This window comes from Marinitenerispora sediminis, assembly GCF_003336425.1.
GTDB classification, from domain to species: Bacteria; Actinomycetota; Actinomycetes; order Streptosporangiales; family Streptosporangiaceae; genus Marinitenerispora; species Marinitenerispora sediminis.
On sequence record NZ_QEIO01000046.1, the window covers coordinates 1 to 21,242 of the forward strand.

Annotated in this window: 19 protein-coding genes; 17 read left to right on the plus strand and 2 right to left on the minus strand. The window is 72.6% G+C overall.

What is annotated here, in order from left to right:
• A partial coding sequence (locus DEF28_RS11140) for a His/Gly/Thr/Pro-type tRNA ligase C-terminal domain-containing protein (RefSeq protein WP_233515234.1) occupies positions 1 to 1,029 on the plus strand: 1,029 nt, incomplete at its 5' end.
• A gap of 26 nt (positions 1,030 to 1,055) precedes the next feature.
• On the opposite strand, the gene DEF28_RS11145 is transcribed toward DEF28_RS11140, so the two are convergent.
• Positions 1,056 to 1,526: a ferritin-like domain-containing protein gene (locus DEF28_RS11145; RefSeq protein ID WP_114397598.1), complete on the minus strand. Its 471-nt coding sequence runs from the start codon at positions 1,524 to 1,526 to the stop codon at positions 1,056 to 1,058.
• A 16-nt stretch (positions 1,527 to 1,542) separates the two neighbouring features.
• Positions 1,543 to 2,055 carry a hypothetical protein gene (locus tag DEF28_RS11150; RefSeq protein WP_114397599.1) on the minus strand — a complete coding sequence of 171 codons (513 nt, stop codon included), beginning with the start codon at positions 2,053 to 2,055 and terminating at the stop codon, positions 1,543 to 1,545.
• 390 nt (positions 2,056 to 2,445) lie between these two features.
• Here DEF28_RS11150 and rimP point away from each other — a divergent pair, with 390 nt between their 5' ends.
• The 16 genes from rimP to DEF28_RS11230 all read left to right on the plus strand — a co-directional run bounded on the left by rimP (position 2,446) and on the right by DEF28_RS11230 (position 20,323).
• Positions 2,446 to 2,928 (plus strand): ribosome maturation factor RimP, encoded by a 483-nt coding sequence (gene rimP / locus DEF28_RS11155; RefSeq protein WP_114397600.1) that lies wholly within the window; start codon positions 2,446 to 2,448, stop codon positions 2,926 to 2,928.
• Positions 2,929 to 2,952: 24 nt separating this feature from the next.
• The gene (gene nusA / locus DEF28_RS11160) at positions 2,953 to 3,993 is read left to right on the plus strand and encodes a transcription termination factor NusA (RefSeq protein WP_233515235.1); all 1,041 of its coding nucleotides are present in this window, start codon (positions 2,953 to 2,955) and stop codon (positions 3,991 to 3,993) included.
• Between the two features lie 34 nt (positions 3,994 to 4,027).
• Positions 4,028 to 4,291 (plus strand): YlxR family protein, encoded by a 264-nt coding sequence (locus tag DEF28_RS11165; protein WP_233515236.1) that lies wholly within the window; start codon positions 4,028 to 4,030, stop codon positions 4,289 to 4,291.
• A 222-nt stretch (positions 4,292 to 4,513) separates the two neighbouring features.
• Entirely contained in the window at positions 4,514 to 7,564 is a 3,051-nt protein-coding gene (infB, locus tag DEF28_RS11170; protein WP_114397602.1) for a translation initiation factor IF-2, read from the plus strand.
• A gap of 154 nt (positions 7,565 to 7,718) precedes the next feature.
• On the plus strand, positions 7,719 to 8,015 hold the full coding sequence (locus DEF28_RS11175) for a DUF503 domain-containing protein (protein WP_114397603.1): 297 nt from the start codon (positions 7,719 to 7,721) through the stop codon (positions 8,013 to 8,015).
• Between the two features lie 5 nt (positions 8,016 to 8,020).
• Entirely contained in the window at positions 8,021 to 8,473 is a 453-nt protein-coding gene (rbfA, locus tag DEF28_RS11180; RefSeq protein ID WP_114397604.1) for a 30S ribosome-binding factor RbfA, read from the plus strand.
• 34 nt (positions 8,474 to 8,507) lie between these two features.
• Entirely contained in the window at positions 8,508 to 9,395 is an 888-nt protein-coding gene (gene truB, locus DEF28_RS11185; RefSeq protein WP_114397605.1) for a tRNA pseudouridine(55) synthase TruB, read from the plus strand.
• Positions 9,396 to 9,476: 81 nt separating this feature from the next.
• Positions 9,477 to 10,019, plus strand: a complete 543-nt coding sequence (locus DEF28_RS11190) for a GNAT family N-acetyltransferase (RefSeq protein WP_114397606.1) — start codon at positions 9,477 to 9,479, stop codon at positions 10,017 to 10,019.
• Between the two features lie 91 nt (positions 10,020 to 10,110).
• A complete protein-coding gene (locus tag DEF28_RS11195; protein ID WP_114397607.1) occupies positions 10,111 to 11,112 on the plus strand; it encodes a bifunctional riboflavin kinase/FAD synthetase in 1,002 nt (333 codons plus the stop codon).
• A gap of 354 nt (positions 11,113 to 11,466) precedes the next feature.
• Entirely contained in the window at positions 11,467 to 11,736 is a 270-nt protein-coding gene (gene rpsO, locus DEF28_RS11200; RefSeq protein ID WP_114397608.1) for a 30S ribosomal protein S15, read from the plus strand.
• 371 nt (positions 11,737 to 12,107) lie between these two features.
• Complete coding sequence (locus DEF28_RS11205) at positions 12,108 to 14,402, plus strand: polyribonucleotide nucleotidyltransferase (RefSeq protein WP_114397609.1); 2,295 nt, start codon at positions 12,108 to 12,110, stop codon at positions 14,400 to 14,402.
• Between the two features lie 106 nt (positions 14,403 to 14,508).
• Positions 14,509 to 15,846, plus strand: coding sequence for a M16 family metallopeptidase (locus DEF28_RS11210; protein WP_114397610.1), 1,338 nt, complete (start codon positions 14,509 to 14,511; stop codon positions 15,844 to 15,846).
• A 259-nt stretch (positions 15,847 to 16,105) separates the two neighbouring features.
• Complete coding sequence (locus tag DEF28_RS11215; RefSeq protein WP_199493217.1) at positions 16,106 to 16,807, plus strand: inorganic diphosphatase; 702 nt, start codon at positions 16,106 to 16,108, stop codon at positions 16,805 to 16,807.
• A gap of 71 nt (positions 16,808 to 16,878) precedes the next feature.
• On the plus strand, positions 16,879 to 17,622 hold the full coding sequence (gene dapB / locus DEF28_RS11220) for a 4-hydroxy-tetrahydrodipicolinate reductase (protein WP_114397611.1): 744 nt from the start codon (positions 16,879 to 16,881) through the stop codon (positions 17,620 to 17,622).
• Between the two features lie 264 nt (positions 17,623 to 17,886).
• A complete protein-coding gene (locus DEF28_RS11225; protein WP_114397612.1) occupies positions 17,887 to 18,609 on the plus strand; it encodes an urease subunit gamma in 723 nt (240 codons plus the stop codon).
• Positions 18,602 to 20,323, plus strand: coding sequence for an urease subunit alpha (locus tag DEF28_RS11230; protein ID WP_114397613.1), 1,722 nt, complete (start codon positions 18,602 to 18,604; stop codon positions 20,321 to 20,323). The genes DEF28_RS11225 and DEF28_RS11230 overlap by 8 nt, the downstream gene beginning before the upstream one ends.
• The last annotated feature ends 919 nt before the right edge of the window (positions 20,324 to 21,242 follow it).

Below are 21,242 nucleotides of genomic sequence, written 5' to 3' on the forward strand. Positions count from 1 at the left end.
CCGCCCGCCCGGCCGGTGGCGGGCCTGCCCGAGGCCGAGGTCCACCACACCCCCGGCACCCCCACCATCGAGTCGCTGGTCGACTTCCTCAACGCGGCCGGCCTCGGCCGCACGTTCACCGCCGCCGACACGCTGAAGAACGTGCTCGTCAAGACGCGCGCGCCGGGCGAGAAGGACTGGGAGATCCTCGGGATCGGCGTCCCCGGCGACCGCGAGGTCGACATGCGGCGGCTGGAGGCCGCCCTGGAGCCCGCCGAGGTGGAGCTGCTGGACGAGCAGGACTTCGCCCGCCACCCGTTCCTGGTCAAGGGCTACATCGGCCCCGGCGCGCTGCTCGGCAACAAGCTGCGCTACCTCGTCGACCCGCGCGTGGTCGAGGGCACCAGCTGGGTCACCGGCGCCGACAAGCCCGACCACCACGTGGTCGGCCTGGTCTGCGGCCGGGACTTCACCCCCGACGGCACCATCGAGGCGGCCGAGGTGCGCGAGGGCGACCCCTCGCCCGACGGCGAGGGCACCCTCTACTCCGCGCGCGGCATCGAGATCGGCCACATCTTCCAGCTCGGCCGCAAGTACACCGACGTCTTCGAGGTCGACGCGCTCGGCCCCGACGGCAAGCCGCGCCGCATCACCATGGGCTCCTACGGCATCGGGGTCTCGCGGGTGGTCGCCGCGATCGTCGAGCAGTCCCACGACGAGCGGGGCATCATCTGGCCGCGCGAGGTCGCACCCGCCGACGTGCACGTGGTCGGCACCGGCAAGGGCGAGCAGGTCGAGGTGGCGCTGCGGCTCGCCGGCGAGCTGGAGCAGCGCGGCCTGCGGGTCCTCGTCGACGACCGCAAGGGCGTCTCGCCCGGCGTGAAGTTCACCGACGCCGAACTGCTCGGCGTGCCGACGGCGCTCATCGTCGGCAAGGGGCTGGCGAGCGGGGTGGTGGAACTACGCGACCGCGCGGCCGGCACCCGCGAGGAGGTCCCGCTCGACGGCGCCGTGGCCCGGGTCGTCGCCATGGTCGAGCAGACCGGCTGAGCCGCACCGCGCCTCCCCGGCGGCGGTCAGGGCTCGCCGCCGGGGAAGCCCGGGAACGCCGGGAGGTCGGCCCCCCACGTCAGTGAGCGCACCGTCGCCGACTGCAGCGACCGCCCCGCCAGATCGCGAAGGTCCGGGGCACCGGCCCCCGCCAGCTCCAGGTAGGACTGCGCGGTCTGCTCCTCCAGCTCCACCGCGAAGGCGCGCAGCCCCTCTGCGTCCGTGGCGGCGGGGAGGTCGTAGGCGGCGGCGCCGGCCTCGGGTTCGGCCCCGCGCTCCAGCAGCTCCGCCCGCAGGGTGTCACGCTGGGCGCGGTGCGCGTCCAGGCACGTGTAGCTGAGCTCCCGGGCGCCGTCGGTGCTGTTCGCCCCCACGAACGCGTACCCGTACACCGCCGCGTGCTCGGCGAGCAGCGCGTTCTGCAGCGCCACCACGTCGCTGAACTCCTCGGCGTCCGACGACCGGGGGGAGGGCGAGGGATCGGTGCTGGTGCTCATGGTGCCTCCGGGATTCTCAGACCTGGGCGAGCAGGAGGGCGTGGCCGGCCTCGCAGGCGCCCACGCTCGCGAGCAGCTGCGCGAGACTGGCCTCGGAGACCTCCCCGAGCTGGCGGCCGCGGGCGCCAGCGGCCGTGGACTCCGCGACCCGCAGGGCGGCGACCGACAGCGCGGTCTCCGGCACCGGGTCCGGAACGGGATCGGCCGGGCTCCCGGACGGCTCGGGGGCGGCGGCGCCGTCCGGCTCCGCGCCGGCCGGCAGCCGCTCACGCAGGGCGGTGAGGTGGCGCTCGTGGTCGGCGAGCAGGGTGCGCAGCAGGTCGGTCGGCCCCTCGCCGGCGGCGATCGTCGCCTGGTAGCGCGCGACCAGCCGCTCCTTCTGCGTGATGACGCCGCGCAGCACGTACTCGTCGGGGCTGATGTCGCTCGGATACCACTGCGCCCCGCGGCAGCCGGCCAGGCCGACCGCGGCCAGTCCCATGATCGCGCCGACGACCACCGTGCGGCGGCTGACCGCGTTCTGGCGCAACGGGACCTCCACGGTGCGGGCTTCGGCAGGGCAGGGAGACGGGGGCGGAGCTGGGTGGGGGACGGGTTCGCACGGGGCACCGGCGCGCGGCGGTGGCGGCGTCCGACGGCCGTCGCGATCTATCTTTCCACGCCGAGGGGGCGGCTCGCGCGCCCGGAGCCGCGGCGGAGTGTCTGGTCAGACGGCGGTCCCGCCCGGCCGGGGTGAGGCCGCGACCGGCGCGGGTATCGGCTGACTGTGGATACTCTTGGTTCAAACCGCCGTCGGAGACGACGCGCGGATGAGAACGTGCACCGTGCACAGCTGGACCGCCCCGCGCCTTTCCCGCTTCGCAGCCGCTCGGGCTGGCGGGAATCGGGCGGAAGCGGAGACCGCCGAGGAGGACCACCGATGGGCGCGCAGGCTCGCCATGACCGCCTCACGCAGCTGCTGGAGCCGGTACTGGCCGAGGCCGGACTGGACCTGGAGGCCGTCGACGTCACCCCGGCCGGCAAGCGCCGCGTGCTTCGCGTCGTGGTGGACTCCGACGACGGCGTGGACCTCGACTCCGTGGGAGCGGTGAGCCAGCGGATCTCCAGCGCGCTCGACGAGTCCGAGGTCATGGGCGGGGCCCCCTACGTGCTGGAGGTGACCTCGCCCGGCGTGGACCGGCCGCTCACCCAGCCCCGGCACTGGCGGCGGGCCCGAGGGCGCCTGGTGCGGGCCGCGCTCGTGGACGGCACCGAGGTCCAGGGGCGGGTGACCCACGCCGACGACGACGGCGTCACCGTGGACATCGATGGCCAGAGCCGGGTATACGGCTATTCTGACCTGGGGCGCGGCAAGGTCCAGGTGGAATTCCGTCGCGGCACCGACGCCGGCGCGGCGGACTAGAGGGGGAGCCCCGTGGATATCGACATGAGTGTCCTGCGCAGCTTGGAGCGCGAGAAGGACATCTCGGTGGACCTCGTCGTGAAGGCGATCGAGGACGCGCTGCTGATCGCCTACCACCGCCAGGAGGGGACCGAGTCCACCGCGCGGGTGGAGCTGGACCGGGCCACCGGACACGTCACCGTCTGGGCGGCCGAGACCGACGAGCAGGGCGAGGTCCTGCGCGAGTACGACGCCACCCCCTCCGGCTTCGGCCGCATCGCCACCTCCACCGCCAAGCAGGTCATCCTGCAGCGGCTGCGCGACGCCGAGGACGAACTGACGCTCGGCGAGTTCGCCGGGCGCGAGTCCGAGGTCGTCTCGGGCATCATCCAGCAGGGCAAGGACCCGCGGAACGTGCTCGTGGACCTCGGCCGGATCGAGGCCATCCTGCCGCCGCAGGAGCAGGTGCCGGGCGAGAGCTACAACCACGGCGATCGGCTGCGCGCCTACGTCGTGCAGGTGCGCAAGGGCCACCGCGGCCCGTCGGTGACCCTGTCGCGCACCCACCCCAACCTCGTGCGCAAGCTGTTCCAGCTGGAGGTGCCCGAGATCGCCGACGGCACCGTGGAGATCGCGGCCATCGCCCGTGAGGCCGGACACCGCACCAAGATGGCGGTCAAGTCGAACAAGGCCGGCGTCAACGCCAAGGGCGCCTGCATCGGCCCGCTGGGCAGCCGGGTCCGCAACGTGATGGCCGAACTGCACGGCGAGAAGATCGACATCGTGGACTACTCGGAGGATCCGGCGGTGTTCGTCGGCAACGCGCTGTCGCCGGCGCGGGTGACGCACGTCGAGGTGCTCGACGCCGCCGCCCGGGTCGCCCGCGTCACCGTGCCCGACTACCAGCAGTCGCTGGCCATCGGCAAGGAGGGCCAGAACGCCCGCCTCGCCGCCCGGCTCACCGGATGGCGCATCGACATCCGGTCCGACGCCGAGCTCGCCGAGCAGTCCGGCGGCTCCGGAGCGCCGGCCCCGGCGCCCGGGTCGCGGCGTCCGGCGTCCACCGATGACACGTCGGCGCGATAGACTGGCGGGTGCCGGTCGTGCCGCCCCCGTACGGATGTGCGTGGGCTGCCGATCGCGCACAGCCCAGTCGGATCTGTTGCGGCTGGTGGTGGTCGGTGCGGTGATCACGCCGGACACCGCCGGACGGGCTCCGGGCCGAGGGGCGTACCTCCACCCTGACCTGCGGTGCTGGGAGATGGCCGAGCGGCGCAAGGTGTGGGGGCGGGCGTTCCGAACCTCGGGCGGACTCGACACCGCGCGCGTCGCGGCCTGCTTCGAGGGCCTCCCGCGCGTTGGAGTCGAGCCGGGTTCCAGATAAGGTTGGAATGATCGCGCCGGTCTGTCGGTTGAAAATACCGACCGGGTCGGCGGGTCTTGCTGTGCCGGCAGGTCAACTGTAATTGGCCCATTGTTGTGTAACAGACGAGTCGGAAGCGGGTCGAGATTGCGATGAGCGCTCGATGAGTACGCAGCGATGAGTAATTCAAGCTAGCGACGGTCCGGCACACACCCATGTCCCGGACCGAAGTAGAGGAGAGCAGTGGCGAAGGTCCGGGTATACGAGCTCGCGAAGGAGTTCGGGGTAGAGAGCAAGGCCGTCCTGGCCAAGCTCAACGAAATGGGCGAGTTCGTACGTTCGGCGTCCTCGACGATAGAGGCACCGGTCGTGCGTAGGCTCAAGGAAGCTTTCAACAACGGCTCCAGCGACAGGAAGGGCGGCGAGCGCAAGCCCCGCCCGGCGGAGCCGAAGCCGCGTCCGCGCGGCGACATCAGGCCGTCGGCGCCCGCCCAGGGTCAGGGCGGCGCCCCGACCCCGCGTCCGGGTGCCCCCAAGCCGGGTCCGAAGCCGGGCGCACGTCCCGGCGCCCCCACGGGCGGGGCCCCCGCAGGTGGTGCGCCCACGGGCGGCGCCCCCGCGGGCGGTGCGCCCGCAGGTGGCGCGCCCACGGGTGGCGCGCCCGCAGGCGGTTCACCCAAGCCGGGCCCCAAGCCCGGTCCGCGCCCTGGCGCGCCCAAGCCGGGAGGCCAGTCCGGCCGCCCCGAGCGCGGCGGCCAGGAGGAGCGCGGCGGACGCCCCGAGCGGGGCGGCCGTCCCGAGCGCAGCGGGCGTACCGAGTCGGGCAAGGGCCCGCGTCCGGGTCCGCGTCCCACCGGGCCGCGTCCCGGCAACAACCCGTTCGCGTCCACGGCCACCGGCATGGGCTCCAAGCCCGCGCCGCGGCCGGGCCCGCGTCCCGGCCAGGGCGGCCAGGGTGCGCCGCGCCCCGGCGGCGGCTCCGGTGAGCGCGGTGGTCCGCGTCCCGGTCCGGGCGCCGGCGGTCCGCCGCGTCCGCAGGCTCCGCGCCCGCAGTCCCCGCGCCCGGGTGCGCCCGGCGCCGGTGGCCCGCGGCCCAGCCCGGCCGGCATGGGCCCGCGGCCCGGTGGCCCGCGGCCCAGCCCGATGAACATGCCGTCCTCGCGTCCGACCCCCGCCGGCGGCGGCGGTCGCGGCGGTGCCGGCGGCGGTGGTCGCGGTGGCGGTGGCGGCCGTCCGGGCGGCGCCGGCCGCGGTGGCCCCGTGGGCGCCGGCCCGCGCGGTGCGGGCGGCGGCGCCGGTGGCGGCGGTCCGCGTCCGGGCGGCTTCGGCGGCCGTCCCGGTGGCGGCGGCCGCGGTCGCGGTGGCGGCACGGCGGGTGCCTTCGGGCGTCCCGGTGGCCGTCCCGGTCGCGCGCGCAAGTCGAAGAAGCAGCGGCGCCAGGAGTTCAACGACATGCAGGCGCCGTCGTTCGGCGGCGTCAAGATTCCGAGCGGTAACGGCCAGGTCATCCGCCTGCCGCGCGGCGCCTCGCTGTCGGACTTCGGCGACCGCATCGACGTCAACCCGGCGTCCCTCGTGCAGGTCATGATGCACCTGGGCGAGATGGTCACCGCGACGCAGTCCCTGCCGGACGAGACCCTGCTGCTGCTGGGCGAGGAACTCAAGTACCGCATCGAGGTCGTCAGCCCGGAGGACGAGGACCGCGAGCTGCTGGAGTCCTTCTCCATCGAGTTCGGCGAGGACGACGGCGGCGAGGAGGACCTGTTCCCGCGTCCGCCGGTGGTCACCGTCATGGGCCACGTCGACCACGGTAAGACCCGACTGCTGGACGCGATCCGCAACACCAACGTGGTGAGCGGCGAGGCCGGCGGCATCACCCAGCACATCGGTGCCTACCAGGTCGCCACCGAGGTCGACGGCGAAGAGCGCAAGATCACCTTCATCGACACCCCGGGTCACGAGGCGTTCACCGCCATGCGTGCCCGCGGTGCGCAGGCCACGGACATCGCGGTGCTCGTGGTCGCGGCCGACGACGGTGTGAAGCCGCAGACCGCGGAGGCCATCGACCACGCCAAGGCGGCCGACGTGCCGATCGTGGTCGCGGTCAACAAGATCGACGTCGAGGGGGCCGACCCGCAGAAGGTCCGCGCCCAGCTCACCGAGTACGGCCTGGTGGCCGAGGAGTACGGCGGCGACGTGCAGTTCGTCGACATCTCCGCCAAGCAGGGCATCAACATCGACGGCCTGCTGGAAGCGGTGGTGCTGACCTCCGACGCGGCCCTGGACCTGCGGGCCAACCCGAACCAGGACGCGCAGGGTCTCGCGATCGAGGCGTTCCTCGACCGCGGCCGCGGCTCCACCGCCACGGTGCTGGTGCAGCGCGGAACCCTGCGGGTGGGCGACTCGATCGTCTGCGGCGACGCCTACGGGCGCGTCCGGGCGATGCTGGACGAGAACGGCAGCAACGTCGAGGTCGCCGAGCCGTCCCGCCCCGTGCAGGTGCTCGGTCTGACCAACGTGCCCAGCGCGGGCGACAACTTCCTGGTCGTCAAGGACGACCGGGTCGCCCGCCAGATCGCCCAGCAGCGCGAGGCGCGCGAGCGCTTCGCCCAGCAGGCGCGGTCCAGTCGCCGGGTCACCATGGAGAACTGGCAGAAGACCCTGGAGGAGGGGGAGCGCAACGAGCTGCTCCTGCTCATCAAGGGCGACATGTCCGGTTCGGTGGAGGCCCTGGAGGAGTCGCTGCTCAAGATCGACGCCGGCGGCGACGAGGTGAGCATCCGCGTCATCGGCCGCGGTGTCGGTGCGATCACGCAGAACGACATCAACCTGGCCGCGTCCGCCGAGGCGATCATCATCGGCTTCAACGTTCGTCCCGAGGGGAAGAACAGCGAGCTGGCGGACCGCATGGGCGTGGACATCCGCTACTACTCCGTCATCTACCAGGCGATCGACGAGGTCGAGGCCGCCGTCAAGGGTCTGCTCAAGCCGATCTACGAAGAGGTGCAGCTCGGCTCGGCGGAGATCCGGGAGATCTTCCGGGTCCCGCGGATCGGCAACATCGCCGGTTCGATCGTCCGCGACGGTGTCATCAGGCGGAACGCCAAGGCCCGGCTCATCCGCGACGGGGTGGTCATCTCCGACAACCTCACCGTGGAGTCGCTGCGCCGGTTCAAGGAGGACGCGACCGAGGTCCGCGACGGCTTCGAGTGCGGTATCGGTGTCGGCTACAACGACATCCGGGTCGAGGACGTCATCGAGACGTACGAGATGCGCGAGAAGCCGCGCGACTAACGCGCGGTAGCACGCGGCGGCGTGCCCCCGGGCCCCGGCAGGAGCCTTCCCGAGTGACCGGGAGGGTCCGCCGGGGCCCGGGGGCTGCCCCGCTCGGCCGCCGCCCGGCGGCCAGTAGTGAACGACCCCTGACATCCCACGAGGTGGACAGCGCTTGTTCGTCGGTGCCCTCACGTTGGACGTGCTCCTGGGCGACATCCGATCCCTGAAAGAGAAACGCTCGGTCGTGCGCCCCATCGTGGCCGAGCTGCAACGCAAGTTCGCCGTGTCGGCGGCCGAAACCGGTGACCAGGACCTGTACCGCCGGGCCGAGCTCGGGGTCGCCGTGGTGTCGTCGACGGCCGCGCACTGCACGGAGATCATGGACTCCTGCGAGCGGCTGGTCGCCGGACGGCCCGAGATCGAGCTGCTGTCGGCCCGACACCGGCTCTTCAGCGAAGAGGAAGACTAGAGACCATGGTTGACGCCGCCCGCGCGCGCAAGCTCGCCGACCGGATCCAGAAGGTCGTGGCCGAGATGCTGGAGCGCCGCATCAAGGACCCCCGGCTCGGGTTCGTGACCGTGACCGACGCGCGGCTCACCAACGACCTCCGCGACGCGACGGTGTTCTACACCGTTTTCGGGTCCGACGAGGAGAAGGCGGGCACCGGAGCCGCGCTGGAGAGCGCCAAGGGCGTCATCCGCTCGGAGGTCGGGCGGCAGACCGGTCTGCGGCACACCCCCAGCCTCACCTTCGTCATGGACGAGGTGCAGCAGAACGCCCAGCACATCGAGGAGCTGCTGGCCAAGGCGCGGCGCGCCGACGCCGAGGTGGCCCGGACCGCGGCCAGTGCCCAGCCGGCCGGCGACCGCGACCCCTACCGGGTACCGCGGGAGCGGGCGGACGACGACGAGCACGGCGAAGACTGACGGCGGCGCGGGCAGGGGCGTGGGGAGCCGGAACATGACCAACAGCGGTGTCGTGATCGTCGACAAACCCGCGGACTGGACGTCGCACGACGTGGTCGCCCGAGTGCGCCGGCTCGCCGGCACCCGGCGGGTCGGCCACGCCGGCACGCTCGACCCGATGGCCACCGGCGTCTTGGTGCTCGGCATCGACAAGGGCACCAAGCTGCTCGGCCACCTCACGCTGACCGAGAAGCAGTACCGCGCCACCATCCGGCTCGGGCAGCGCACCAGCACCGATGACGCTGAGGGAGAGCCCGGCGAGCGCGTCGCGGCCGACCGCGTCACCGACGGCGAGGTGTGCGACGGCGCCGCCGCGCTCACCGGTGTCATCAGCCAGGTCCCGCCGCAGGTCAGCGCGATCAAGGTCAACGGCCAGCGGGCCTACAAGATGGCCCGGGCCGGCACCGAGGTCGAGCTCAAGGCCCGGCAGGTGACGGTCTCGGAGTTCACTGTCGAGGACATCCGCCGCACCGCCGACGAGGCCGGAGTCCTGGTGGACTTCGACGCCACGGTCACGTGCTCCAGCGGCACCTACATCCGGGCCCTGGCCCGCGACCTCGGCGCGGCGCTCGGCGTCGGCGGCCACCTGACCGCGCTGCGGCGCACCCGGGTGGGCCCCTACGACCTGTCGCGGGCCCGCACCCTGGAGCAGCTCGCCGAGGAGTTCTCGGTGCTGCCGCTCGCGGAGGCGGTGGCCACGGCCTTCCCCAGCCGGACGCTGTCCGACGAGGAGGCCCGGCGGATCGCGCACGGCAACCGGATTCCGGCGGCCGGCCTCGGCCCCGGTCCGATCGGGCTGTTCGCGCCCGACGGCACCGTGCTCGCGCTGGCCGAGGAGCGTCCGGGGTACAGCAAGCCGATCGTGGTGTTCGCGGCGGCGTGACCAGCCGGAGCGGGAGCCCCGCCGGGCGGGTACGCCCGGCCCGGCTCCCGGACCGAACGTGACAGGGGAGCGAGCGGCACCATGCACCGGGCACACGGGATCAGCTATCGGCGGGCCGGTCCGGACGACCAGGAGTGGCTCGCCGAGCTCGACGACTCCTTCACCACGGACACCGTCCTGGAGGTCGCGGCCGGACCCGGCGGGTTCACCGTGCGGGAGGCCCTCCTCGACCGGCCGCTGACCAAGACGTTCCCGCCGGACGAGGACGAGTGGTCCCCCGGCGTGCTCGTGGACGCCGCCGTCAGCGGAGCGGCCGGGTGCGGGTTCGTCGCGTTCGAGGTCACGGCCTGGAACCGCCGCCTGGTGGTGCACGAGATCGCCGTGGCGCCGGGCCACCGGGGTCGCGGGATCGGTGCGGCGCTGATGGAGCGGGCCTGCCGGTACGGCCGCCGGAACGGCGCGCGCACGGCGTGGCTGGAGACCAGCAACGTCAACGTTCCCGCGGTCCGCGCCTACCAGCGCATGGGGTTCGCCCTCTGCGGGCTGGACAGCAGCCTGTACCGGGGGACGCCGAGCGAGGGGGAGGTCGCGCTCTTCATGAGCCGGGCACTCGACGCCGGGTGAGGCCCGCCGCCGTGCGGCGTGGCACCCTTGATCCGGGCGCCCGGCGGCCGGGGCCGCCCGGGACGACCTGACGCGACGGAAGGGGTGGAACGTGCGGGGCTGGCACGGGCAGGAGTCGGAGGACGCGGAACCGCTCGGTCGGGGACCCGCCGTCGTGGCCGTCGGGGTCTTCGACGGGGTGCACCGCGGCCACCAGGAGGTGCTGCGCCGGGCCGGCGGGCACGCGCGGCGGCTCGGGCTGCCGGTGGTGGCGGTGACCTTCGATCCGCACCCCCTGGCGGTGCTGCGGCCCGAGGCGGTGCCGGACGCGCTCACCACCGTCAGACGGCGGGTGGAGCTGCTGCGTGCGCACGGCGCCGCCGAGGTGGACGTGCTGCCCTTCACCCCGGAACTCGCCCGCACGCCCCCGGACGAGTTCGCGGCGGGTGTGCTCGCGGACCGCTGGCACGCCGCGGCGGTGGTCGTGGGGGCCGACTTCCGGTTCGGGCACCGGGCCGCCGGAGACGTCGACGAGCTGCGGACGCTGGGGGAGAAGTACCACTTCACGGTCGACGCGGTGCCGCTGCTCGGCGATCCGGAGCCGGTGAGCTCTAACCGGGTGCGGGCCGCGGTCGCGCGCGGCGACGTGGCCGGGGCCGCCGCCGACCTCGGGCGCGAGCACCGGCTCGAGGGCGTCGTGGTGCACGGTGCCGCCCGGGGCCGGGAGCTGCTCGGCTTCCCGACCGCCAACCTCTCCGGTACGCCCGGCGCGGCGGTGCCGGCGGACGGGGTGTACGCCGGATGGCTGTCGCTGCTGCCGGAGGAGCGGGGCGGCGCCGGCGCGCGGGCGGAGAGCCGCTGGCCGGCGGCCGTCTCGGTGGGCACCAACCCGCAGTTCGACGGGACCGTGCGCACCGTCGAGGCCTACGCGCTGGACCGGGACGACCTCGACCTGTACGGCCGGGCGGTGGCGGTGGAGTTCACCGCGCGCATCCGGGGGCAGCAGCGGTTCGACAGCGTGGACGCGCTCATCGCCGCCATGGACCGCGACGTCGACCGGGCCCGGGAGATCCTCAGCCGAGGGCAGGCGCCGGGGGACCCGGACAGCCCCTGAGTGATCTTCCCGCTGTCCGGCGGCAGGCGGCATCCGCTGGGCAACGATCGACATTTCGCGTGGTTCCGCCGGCATCCACCGGCCCCTGCCAGGCATCTGCTACGCATCTGCAGGCAACGACAGGCATCTGCGCTCAGCAGGGGTAGTACTATGGCCGTGGCCGGAACACGACCGGCCCTTCGGCCGTGCCCGGCCGGCGTCGAAGCCCCTGCGGCTCCCGCGGAACGGCACGGCCGCGAACGAATCCATCCGGCGACTGTGGGTGCGCATGGTTGCCGGCCCCTCCGGGTCCCGCATGGACCGCCCAGTGGGGACATGCCATGTCCTGCGCGCCGAGAAGCGAGAAGGAGCGCCGTGTCGATCGACACCGCCACCAAGAACAAGATCATCGCCGAGTACTCCACCAAGGACGGCGACACCGGCTCCCCCGAGGTCCAGGTCGCGCTGCTGACCCACCGGATCACCGAGCTGACCGAGCACCTCAAGACCCACAAGCACGACCACCACAGCCGCCGTGGTCTGCTGCTGATGGTCGGTCGCCGCCGCCGGCTGCTCCAGTACATCCAGAAGAAGGACATCGCCCGCTACCGGGAGCTGATCCAGCGCCTGGGCCTGCGGCGCTAGCACAAGCTGCGGAAGGGAGTGGCCACGGCCGCTCCCTTTCTTAGTAGTGTGGAGCTACGAGTACCGGCGGCCGTGGCCAGCAGGGACGGTCCGCCGTCGTCGCCGGTATGAACAACTGAATTGACCAGCATTCCCGCGCTCCTACCCTCGGCTGCCGCGTCGGGGCCGGTCCTCGGTAGTGGTCTTCGGCTCGCCCACGCGGGCGCGCCGAGGGCTTCGATCGATGGCCGGCCGTCACGGACCATCGAGCGCTGCGTCGGCGAGTCCACGCCGCGCCGTCCGGTCGAGACGACACTCGACGACGTACTGATTTCTTCGGGGCACGGACGCGGGATCGAAACAGGTAATCCTATCCGTGTAGGAGGTCGCCCATGGAGGGCGCGTATTCCGCCGAGGCCGTCATCGACAACGGCCGCTTCGGCACCCGTACCATCCGCTTCGAGACGGGCCGGCTGGCCCGGCAGGCCGCAGGTTCGGCCACCGCGTACCTGGACGACGAGACCATGGTTCTCTCGGCCACCACGGCTTCGAAGCGTCCCAAGGACACCCTCGACTTCTTCCCGCTGACGGTGGACGTCGAGGAGCGGATGTACGCCGCGGGCCGGATCCCCGGCTCGTTCTTCCGCCGTGAGGGCCGTCCGTCCGAGGACGCCATCCTCACCTGCCGGCTCATCGACCGGCCGCTGCGCCCGTCGTTCGCGCACGGGCTGCGGAACGAGATCCAGATCGTCGAGACGATCATGGCGCTGCACCCCGACCACCTCTACGACGTGGTGGCGATCAACGCGGCGTCGATGTCCACGCAGCTCGCGGGCCTGCCGTTCTCCGGCCCGATCGGCGGCGTGCGCGTCGCGCTGATCGACGGCCAGTGGGTGGCGTTCCCGACGCACAGCGAGCTCGCCGAGGCCACCTTCGACATGGTGGTGGCCGGCCGGGTGCTCGCCGACGGCGACGTCGCGATCATGATGGTCGAGGCCGAGTCCACCCCGAACACGCTGAAGCTCGTCGCCGACGGCGCCGTCGGCCCCAACGAGCAGACCGTGGCCGAGGGGCTGGAGGCCGCCAAGCCGTTCATCAAGGTGCTGGTCAAGGCGCAGCAGACGCTCGCCGACCAGGCCGCCAAGGAGACCGCCGAGTTCCCGATCTTCCTCGACTACGAGCAGGACGTGTACCAGGCGGTCGACGGCGCGGTCCGCGAGGAGCTGGCCAAGGCCCTCACCATCGCCGACAAGCAGGACCGCGAGTCCGAGCTCGACCGGGTGAAGGCGCTCGCCGCCGAGAAGCTGGCCGAGGACTTCGAGGGCCGCGAGAAGGAGATCTCCGCGGCGTTCCGCTCGCTCACCAAGCAGCTGGTCCGCGAGCGCATCATCCGCGACAAGGTGCGCATCGACGGCCGCGGTGTCAAGGACATCCGGCAGCTGACCGCCGAGGTCGGCGTGCTGCCGCGGGTGCACGGCTCGGCGCTGTTCGAGCGCGGCGAGACCCAGATCCTCGGCGTGACCACGCTGAACATGCTGCGCATGGAGCAGATGGTCGACACGCTGAACCCGGAGCGCACCAAGCGCTACATGCACAACTACAACTTCCCGCCGTACTCCACCGGCGAGACCGGCCGCGTGGGTTCGCCCAAGCGCCGGGAGATCGGGCACGGCGCGCTCGCCGAGCGGGCGCTCATCCCCGTGCTGCCGAGCCGCGAGGAGTTCCCGTACGCCATCCGGCAGGTGTCGGAGGCGCTCGGCTCCAACGGTTCGACCTCCATGGGCTCGGTCTGCGCCTCCACGATGTCGCTGATGTCGGCGGGCGTGCCGCTCAAGGAGATGGTGGCGGGCATCGCCATGGGGCTGATCAGCGAGGGCGGCGAGTACGTCGCGCTGACCGACATCCTCGGTGCCGAGGACGCGTTCGGCGACATGGACTTCAAGGTCGCCGGCACTCGTGAGCTCATCACCGCGCTCCAGCTCGACACCAAGCTCGACGGCATTCCGGCGTCGGTGCTGGCCGCGGCGCTCCAGCAGGCCCGCGGCGCGCGGCTCGCCATTCTCGACGTCATGGCCGAGGCCATCGAGCGTCCGGCCGAGATGAGCCCGCACGCACCGCGCATCCTCACCGTCAAGGTCCCGGTCGACAAGATCGGCGAGGTCATCGGCCCCAAGGGCAAGATGATCAACTCGATCCAGGACGAGACCGGCGCCGAGATCACCATCGAGGACGACGGCACCATCTACATCGGTGCCACCGACGGCCCGTCCGCCGAGGCCGCCCGCGACACGATCAACAGCATCGCCAACCCGACGATGCCGGAGGTCGGCGACCGCTACCTGGGCACCGTCGTCAAGACGACGGCGTTCGGCGCGTTCGTGTCGCTGCTGCCGGGCAAGGACGGCCTGCTGCACATCTCGCAGATCCGCAAGCTGCACGGTGGCAAGCGCATCGAGAACATCGACGACGTCATCTCCATCGGCGAGAAGATCCAGGTCGAGATCCGCGAGATCGACGACCGGGGCAAGCTGTCGCTGGTGCCCGTCGAGGTCGTGGAGGCCGAGTCGGCCACCGCCGACCAGGCGGACGGCGAGGAGCAGGCCGCGGAGAAGCCGGCCGAGTCCGCGGCCGACGGTGCCGACCGCCGGCGCCGCCGCACCCGCGGCGGCCGCGGCGAGAACACCTGATCCGTATCGAGTCGCTGTGAACAGGGGGCGGTCGCACTGCGAGAGTGCGGCCGCCCCGCGAGGTTTGCGTCGCCGTCCGGCGACGGCGTCGAACTGGGAAGGACGTATGAGCGCAGCAGTCCCCATCGCGGCCGATCAGGAACCCGACACCACTGTCACGCTGGAGGCGCCGGGCGACGGTGCCGGCCTCGTGCGCCGCACCGTCCTGCCGGGCGGCCTGCGGGTGGTCACCGAGACCATGCCGGGGGTGCGCTCGGCGGCCTTCGGTATCTCCGCCACCACCGGTTCGCGGGACGAGGACGCCGCGCACGCGGGTTCGGCGCACTTCCTGGAGCACCTGCTCTTCAAGGGCACCGCGCGCCGCGACGCGCTGGAGATCTCCGCGCAGCTGGACGGAGTGGGCGCGGACTACAACGCCTACACCACCAAGGAGCAGACCAGCTACTACGCCAAGGTCCTCGACCGGGACCTCCCGCTGGCGATCGACGTGGTCAGCGACATGGTAGCCAACTCGGTGCTCGACCCGGACGAGGTCGAGACGGAGCGCGGCGTGATCCTTGAGGAGATCGCCATGTACGAGGACGAGCCGAGCGACCTCGTGGACGACGTGTTCGCGGCGCACGTCTTCGGCGCCGCACCGCTGGGGAGGCCGGTGCTCGGCACGAACGAGACGATCAAGGCGCTCCCGCGCGACCGGATCTTCGAGCAGTACCGCGAGTGCTACCTGCCGAACCGGCTCGTGGTGGCCGCGGCCGGCAACCTCGACCACGACGACGTCGTGCGCCGGGTGCGGGCCGCCTTCGAGCCGCAGCTGGCGGCGGCCGGCGACGCCCGGCCGGTCCGGCCGCGGATCGGCGGTCCGGCGGTGCCGGTCAACGCGGGCAGCACGCTCCTGTCGCGCGACACCGAGCAGGCGCACCTGATCCTGGGGTCGGAGGGGCTGACCCGCACCGACGACCGCTGGTACGCGCTCAAGGTGCTGGCGTCGGTGCTCGGCGGCGGAAGCTCGTCCCGGTTGTTCCAGGAGGTCCGCGAGAAGCGGGGGCTGGCCTACGCCGTGCACGCCTACCCGGCGTCCTACGCCGACACCGGCATCTTCCAGGTGTACGTCGGCTGCCTGCCCGAGAAGATCGACGAGGTGCTGTCGGTCTGCCGGGGCGAGCTCGCCAAGGCCGCCGCCGAGGGGATCACCGACGCGGAGCTCGCCCGCGCCAAGGGCCAGATCCGGGGCTCGTGGGTGCTCGGCACGGAGGGCACCAACTCGCGTATGAGCCGGCTGACCCAGCATGAGCTGTCCTACCCGCGGCACTACTCGCTGGACGAGGACCTGGCGCTGTTCGACGCCGTCACGATGGACGACGTCCGCGAGGTCGCGGCGGACGTGCTCGGCCGGCCGCACGCCCTCGCGGTGATCGGCCCCTACGAGGAGGACCGGGTGTTCTAGCCGTCCGCACACGGCACGGTGGCGGCACGGGCACGGCCCGGGCCGCCACCGCCGTTCCGGGGCCGGGACGGCACCCGCGGGGGAGCCGGTGCCGTCCCGGAGAGGGCCGGACCCCACCGGCCGCACCCGCGCGGTGCTGTTCCGGTGGCGGTCACGCGGTCGTCCGCGGCTGTTGCGGAGGCGTTCAGCGGACGAGGGAAGTATCGGCGACCGTCATCCTGACTGTCCGATTAATCCCCTTCTGAAGGACGTGTGCCCCGTGGCCCGACCCTCCGCCCGCACCATCGCCGCCATCGCCGCCGTGCCGGTGGCGGCGGCGCTGTTCTGGGGTGTCTCCAGCGCGATCGCCGCCTCTCCCGGATCGGCGCCGGCCGAGCCCGCCGACGGCTGCTTCGCGGCCGAGCCAGGCGGCTACACCCACCCCTTCGGGTACCCGCAGCCCGAGCCGGGCGACGCCGCGGAGGAGGGGGTGGCGGCCGTCATCGAGATCGGGCAGGGCAGCTTCACCAAGTACGAGATCGACGCCGACACCGGCCAGCTCGTCGCCGACCGGTTCCAGTCCATGCCGGTCGACTACCCCGCCAACTACGGGTCGCTGCCCCGGACCACCGCCGGTGACGGGGACCCGCTCGACGTGCTCGTCTTCACGCGAGAGCCGCTGGTTCCCGGCTCCGTGGTCCAAGTGCGGCCCATCGGCACCCTGCGGATGGTCGACGGCGGCGAGGAGGACGACAAGGTCGTCGCCGTCCCCATTGACGACGTCGACCCCACCTACGCCGGGATCGCCGACATCTCCGACCTCCCCGAGATCGAGCGCGAGCGGGTCGAGGCGTTCTTCCGCGTCTACAAGGACCTCCCGGACGGGCGCAAGGAGGTCGAGCTGGACGGCTTCGCGGGCGCCGAGGAGACCCGCGAGACGGTCGAGGCGGCACTCGCGGCCTACGGCGACAGCTGCGGCTGAACCACCGGTCGGCGGCGCGGACACCCCCGACGGGGCGTTCGCGCCGCCGGTGCGTTCGGTACGGTGAACCCGTGATCAAGGTAGGAGTATTCGGCGCTCACGGGCGCATGGGAGCGGAAGTGGTCCGGGCCGTCGAGGGCGCGGACGACACTGAGCTGGTGGCCGGCGTCGACGCCGCCGCCGAGCGGGACAAGGTGCTCGGCGCGGACGTGGTGGTGGACTTCACCCACCCGGACGCGGTGATGGACAACCTGCGGTGGCTGGTCGCCAACGGCATCCACGCCGTCGTGGGCACCAGCGGGTTCGACGAGTCGAAGCTGGCCGAGCTGCGCGGGCTGCTCGCGGAGCACCCGGGCGTCAACGTCCTCATCGCGCCCAACTTCGGCATCGCCGCTGTTCTGATGATGCACTTCGCCCAGCAGGCCGCGCCCTACTTCGAGTCGGTCGAGGTCATCGAGCTGCACCACCCGAACAAGGCCGACGCCCCCAGCGGGACCGCCTACCGGACGGCCGAGCTGGTGTCGCGCGCCCGCGCCGCGGCCGGGTCGGCGCCGATGCCGGACGCCACCACGTCGGAGATCGAGGGAGCGCGCGGTGCCGACGTCGAGGGCGTGCGGGTGCACGCGCTGCGCATCACCGGAATGATCGCGCACCAGGAGATCGTGTTCGGCACGCACGGCGAGACGCTCACCATCCGGCACGACTCCATGAACCGGGAGTCCTTCATGCCGGGCGTGCTGCTGGGCGTGCGCCGGGTGGCGGAGCTGCCGGACCGGCTGACCGTGGGGCTGGAGCCGTTGCTCGGGCTGGGGTGAGCCACCGCCGCCCGGTGGCCGCGGCGACCGGGCGGCAGCGGCACTTCGGGAGCCAGCCGTGTTCCCGGTGCGGACCGTGCCGCACTGGCTGCCGGCCCTGGGGGCGGGGCGGGAAAATCGGCGGCCCGCAGGCGTGATGTCCTCGTCCGGCCACGCTGCTGTCAGCGGATTTACACGGCTGTAACCTTCCTGTCGCGGTGCGTGTTCTATAAAGAACTCTGTTACCGGGGCGGCACGCTGAGTCGTGCCGTGGGGAGGGCGCCCATGTTCCTGACTCCGTCGGATACGGAGAAACTACTGCTCAGCGTGGCCGGGATGGTCGCGCGCGACCGGTTGGAGCGTTGGGTCCGGCTCAACCACGCGGAGGCGGTCGCCCTGCTCTCCTGCTGGATCCTGGAGCGCGCACGCGAGGGCTGGACCGTCAAGAAGATCATGGACGAGGGCGTTCACGTACTGCGCCCGGAGCAGGTGATGGACGGCGTGCCCTCGATGATCGAGTACGTCCAGGTCGAGGCGACGTTCCCCGACGGGCGGAAACTGGTGACGCTCAACCACCCCATCCGGCCGAAGGTGAGCACGACGGACCCGGCCGCCACCGCGTACGCGACCGATCTCGAACCCGGCGAGATCCGGTACGGCGACGGCGACGTCACGCTCAACGCGGGACGGGAACAGCGCGCCGTGGTCGTGCGCAACGACGGCGACCGGCCGGTGCAGATCGGCTCGCACATCCACCTCGCCGCCGTCAACGCGGCCGTCACCATCCACGAGGAGACCGCGGACGGCGAACTCGTGCCCACCTCCGTCGAGGGCTTCCGGCTGGACATCGCCGCTGGCACCTCGGTGCGCTTCCAGCCCGGTGACGAGAAGAAGCTGCCCATCGTGGCGCTGGGCGGACGGCGGTACGTCCCCGGCATCCAGATCCCGCCACCCGAGGGAACGGCAGCGGCGGACGGCACGGACGAGCGGGGGACCGACGGTGAGTGAGATTCCGCGCAGCGAGTACGCCGCGCTCTATGGGCCGACCGTCGGCGACCAGATCCGTCTCGCCGACACCGACCTGTGGATCGAGGTCGAGCGGGACCACTGCGTTGGCGGCGACGAGACGATCTTCGGCGGCGGCAAGTCCATCCGTGAGTCGATGCTGCAGGGCACCGCGACCGCCGAGGAGGGCGCGCTCGACCTGGTCATCACCAACGTGGTGGTGCTGGACCACTGGGGGATCGTCCGCGCCGACGTGGGCGTGCGTGGCGGCCGGATCACCGCCATCGGCAAGGCCGGCAACCCCGACATCATGGACGGGGTGCACCCCGGCCTGCTCATCGGCCCGGGCACCGAGGTGCTGGCCGGCGAGGGACGCATCCTGACCGCCGGCGCGATCGACACCCACGTCCACCTGCTCAACACCGACATGCTCTACGAGGGGCTGGCCACCGGCACCACGACCGTCGTCGGCGGCGGCACCGGCCCGGCCGAGGGGACCAAGGCGACGACGGTCACCCCCGGGCCGTGGAACCTCGCTCTGGCGCACCGCGCCCTGGACGACGTACCGGTCAACGTGCTGCTGCTCGGCAAGGGCAACACGGTCGGCTATCCGGCGCTGCGTGAGCAGGCGCTGGCCGGCGCGGCGGGGTACAAGGTCCATGAGGACTGGGGCGCCACGCCGGCCGCGATCGACGCCGCCCTGCGTGCCGCGGACGAGTTCGGTCTCCAGGTCGCTCTGCACGCCGACAGCCTCAACGAGGCCGGGTACGTGCAGGACACCATCCGCGCGATCGGCGGGCGCGGCATCCACGTCTTCCACTCCGAGGGAGCGGGCGGCGGGCACGCCCCCGACGTCATCGAGCTGGCCGCGGAACCCAACGTCATCCCCGCCTCCACCAACCCCACACTGCCTTTCACGATCAACACGGTGGCCGAGCACCACGACATGCTCATGGTCTGCCACCACCTCAACCCCGACGTGGAGGCCGACGTCCAGTTCGCGGACTCGCGCATCCGCGACACCACCATGGCGGCCGAGGACATCCTCCAGGACCTGGGCGCGATGTCGGTGACCTCGTCCGACGCCCAGGCGATGGGGCGCATCGGCGAGGTGATCTGCCGGACGTGGCAGGTGGCGCACGTGATGAAGAACCGGCACGGCCTGCGGTCCACGACCCTGCCCGCCGACAACGAACGCGCCCGCCGGTACGTCGCCAAGTACACGATCTGCCCGGCGGTGGCGCACGGGATCGACCACGAGGTGGGCTCGATCGAGCCCGGCAAGCTGGCCGACCTCGTGCTGTGGGACCGCGCGTTCTTCGGCATCCGCCCGGCCGCGGTGGTCAAGGGCGGTGCGGTCGTGTACGCCCCGCAGGGCGACCCCAACGCCACCATTCCCACCGCCCAGCCGATGCTGATGCGCCGCGGCCTGGCGGCGGCCACCGCGTCGGCCGCGCACCTGGCCACCACCTTCGTCTCCCCGGCGGCCCTGGAGGACGGTCTGGCCGACCGCCTCGGCCTGCGCCGCCGTCTCATGGCGGTCCACCCCACCCGCGAGGTGGGCAAGGCCGACATGCCGAACAACACGGCGCTGCCGAGCATCTCGGTGGACCCCGAGACGTTCCGGGTGACCATCGACGGCTACGAGGTGGACCCCGAGGGTGCGGACCGTCCGGTCGGCGAACTGCCGCTGACCCAGCGGTACTCGATGTTCTAGCGGTGACGACGGCTCCGGCCCGGTCGGCAGAGCGTCCGGCCCGGCGAACGGTGTCGTCCGCGTTGACCGGTGACGGCCCGCCGGTCACCTGGCGATCCATCGTTGCGCGGCGGGAACAACAGCGTGCGCGAGAGGGGAGGAACGGTGCGGAGACCGACGGCTACGTACGGCCGGTTCACCGGCGTGACGTCCGGCTGCGGCGGCTCCCCTCGCCGACGCCGCCGCCCGGCTCCAAGGCGGGCGAGCTCCGGCATGGACGGCGGCGGTGAGCGGCCCGCGGAGCGCCCGGCCGCTGAGGGGGAACGGAGTGCGGACCACGACGGGTGCCGCCGCGCCCGTGACGGCGGCGTCCGCCCGTCACCGGTTCCTCATCGGCGCAATCGCCGTGCTCGACCGGCAGGACCCGCGCGTTCCCAGGAGCCGCAGGAGGCTTCGGCCGGGTCCGCGGGCCGGCCCGGCGGCCGTGCCGGTGGATCGCATGGGGGCGCGGTCCCGGAGGCACGACAGCCGCTCGGACACCGGTCGCTCTCGATGTGGCGGCGCCAGCCGCCATGCCCGGACCGGCTGATGTGGAGCCGGCCTCGTTCGAGACCGTTCAGCACGGGGACGGAGTGATCGCGGCGATGACCCCGAGGCCATGGATCGGTGCAAGCAGCAGCGGGATCGTTCGGAGGTCGCACGTACGGCCATGAACGAGTCCAGTCGATCGGCGCGGTCCTTCGCCGGGCGGGTGCGGCCGTGCGAGGTGCCGCCCGGCTTCGAGGGCTCTCGTTCCGGCGCGTCCGGCGATCGGACGCCGCCGGTCGCCGAGCGACACCGAGCCGGCAACGTCCGATGCCCAGCGCGGAACCCGGCTCACCCACCGTCCGGAGGACCGCCTCATGCCGCTACGTCCACGTGCACGCCGGTGATGACGGGT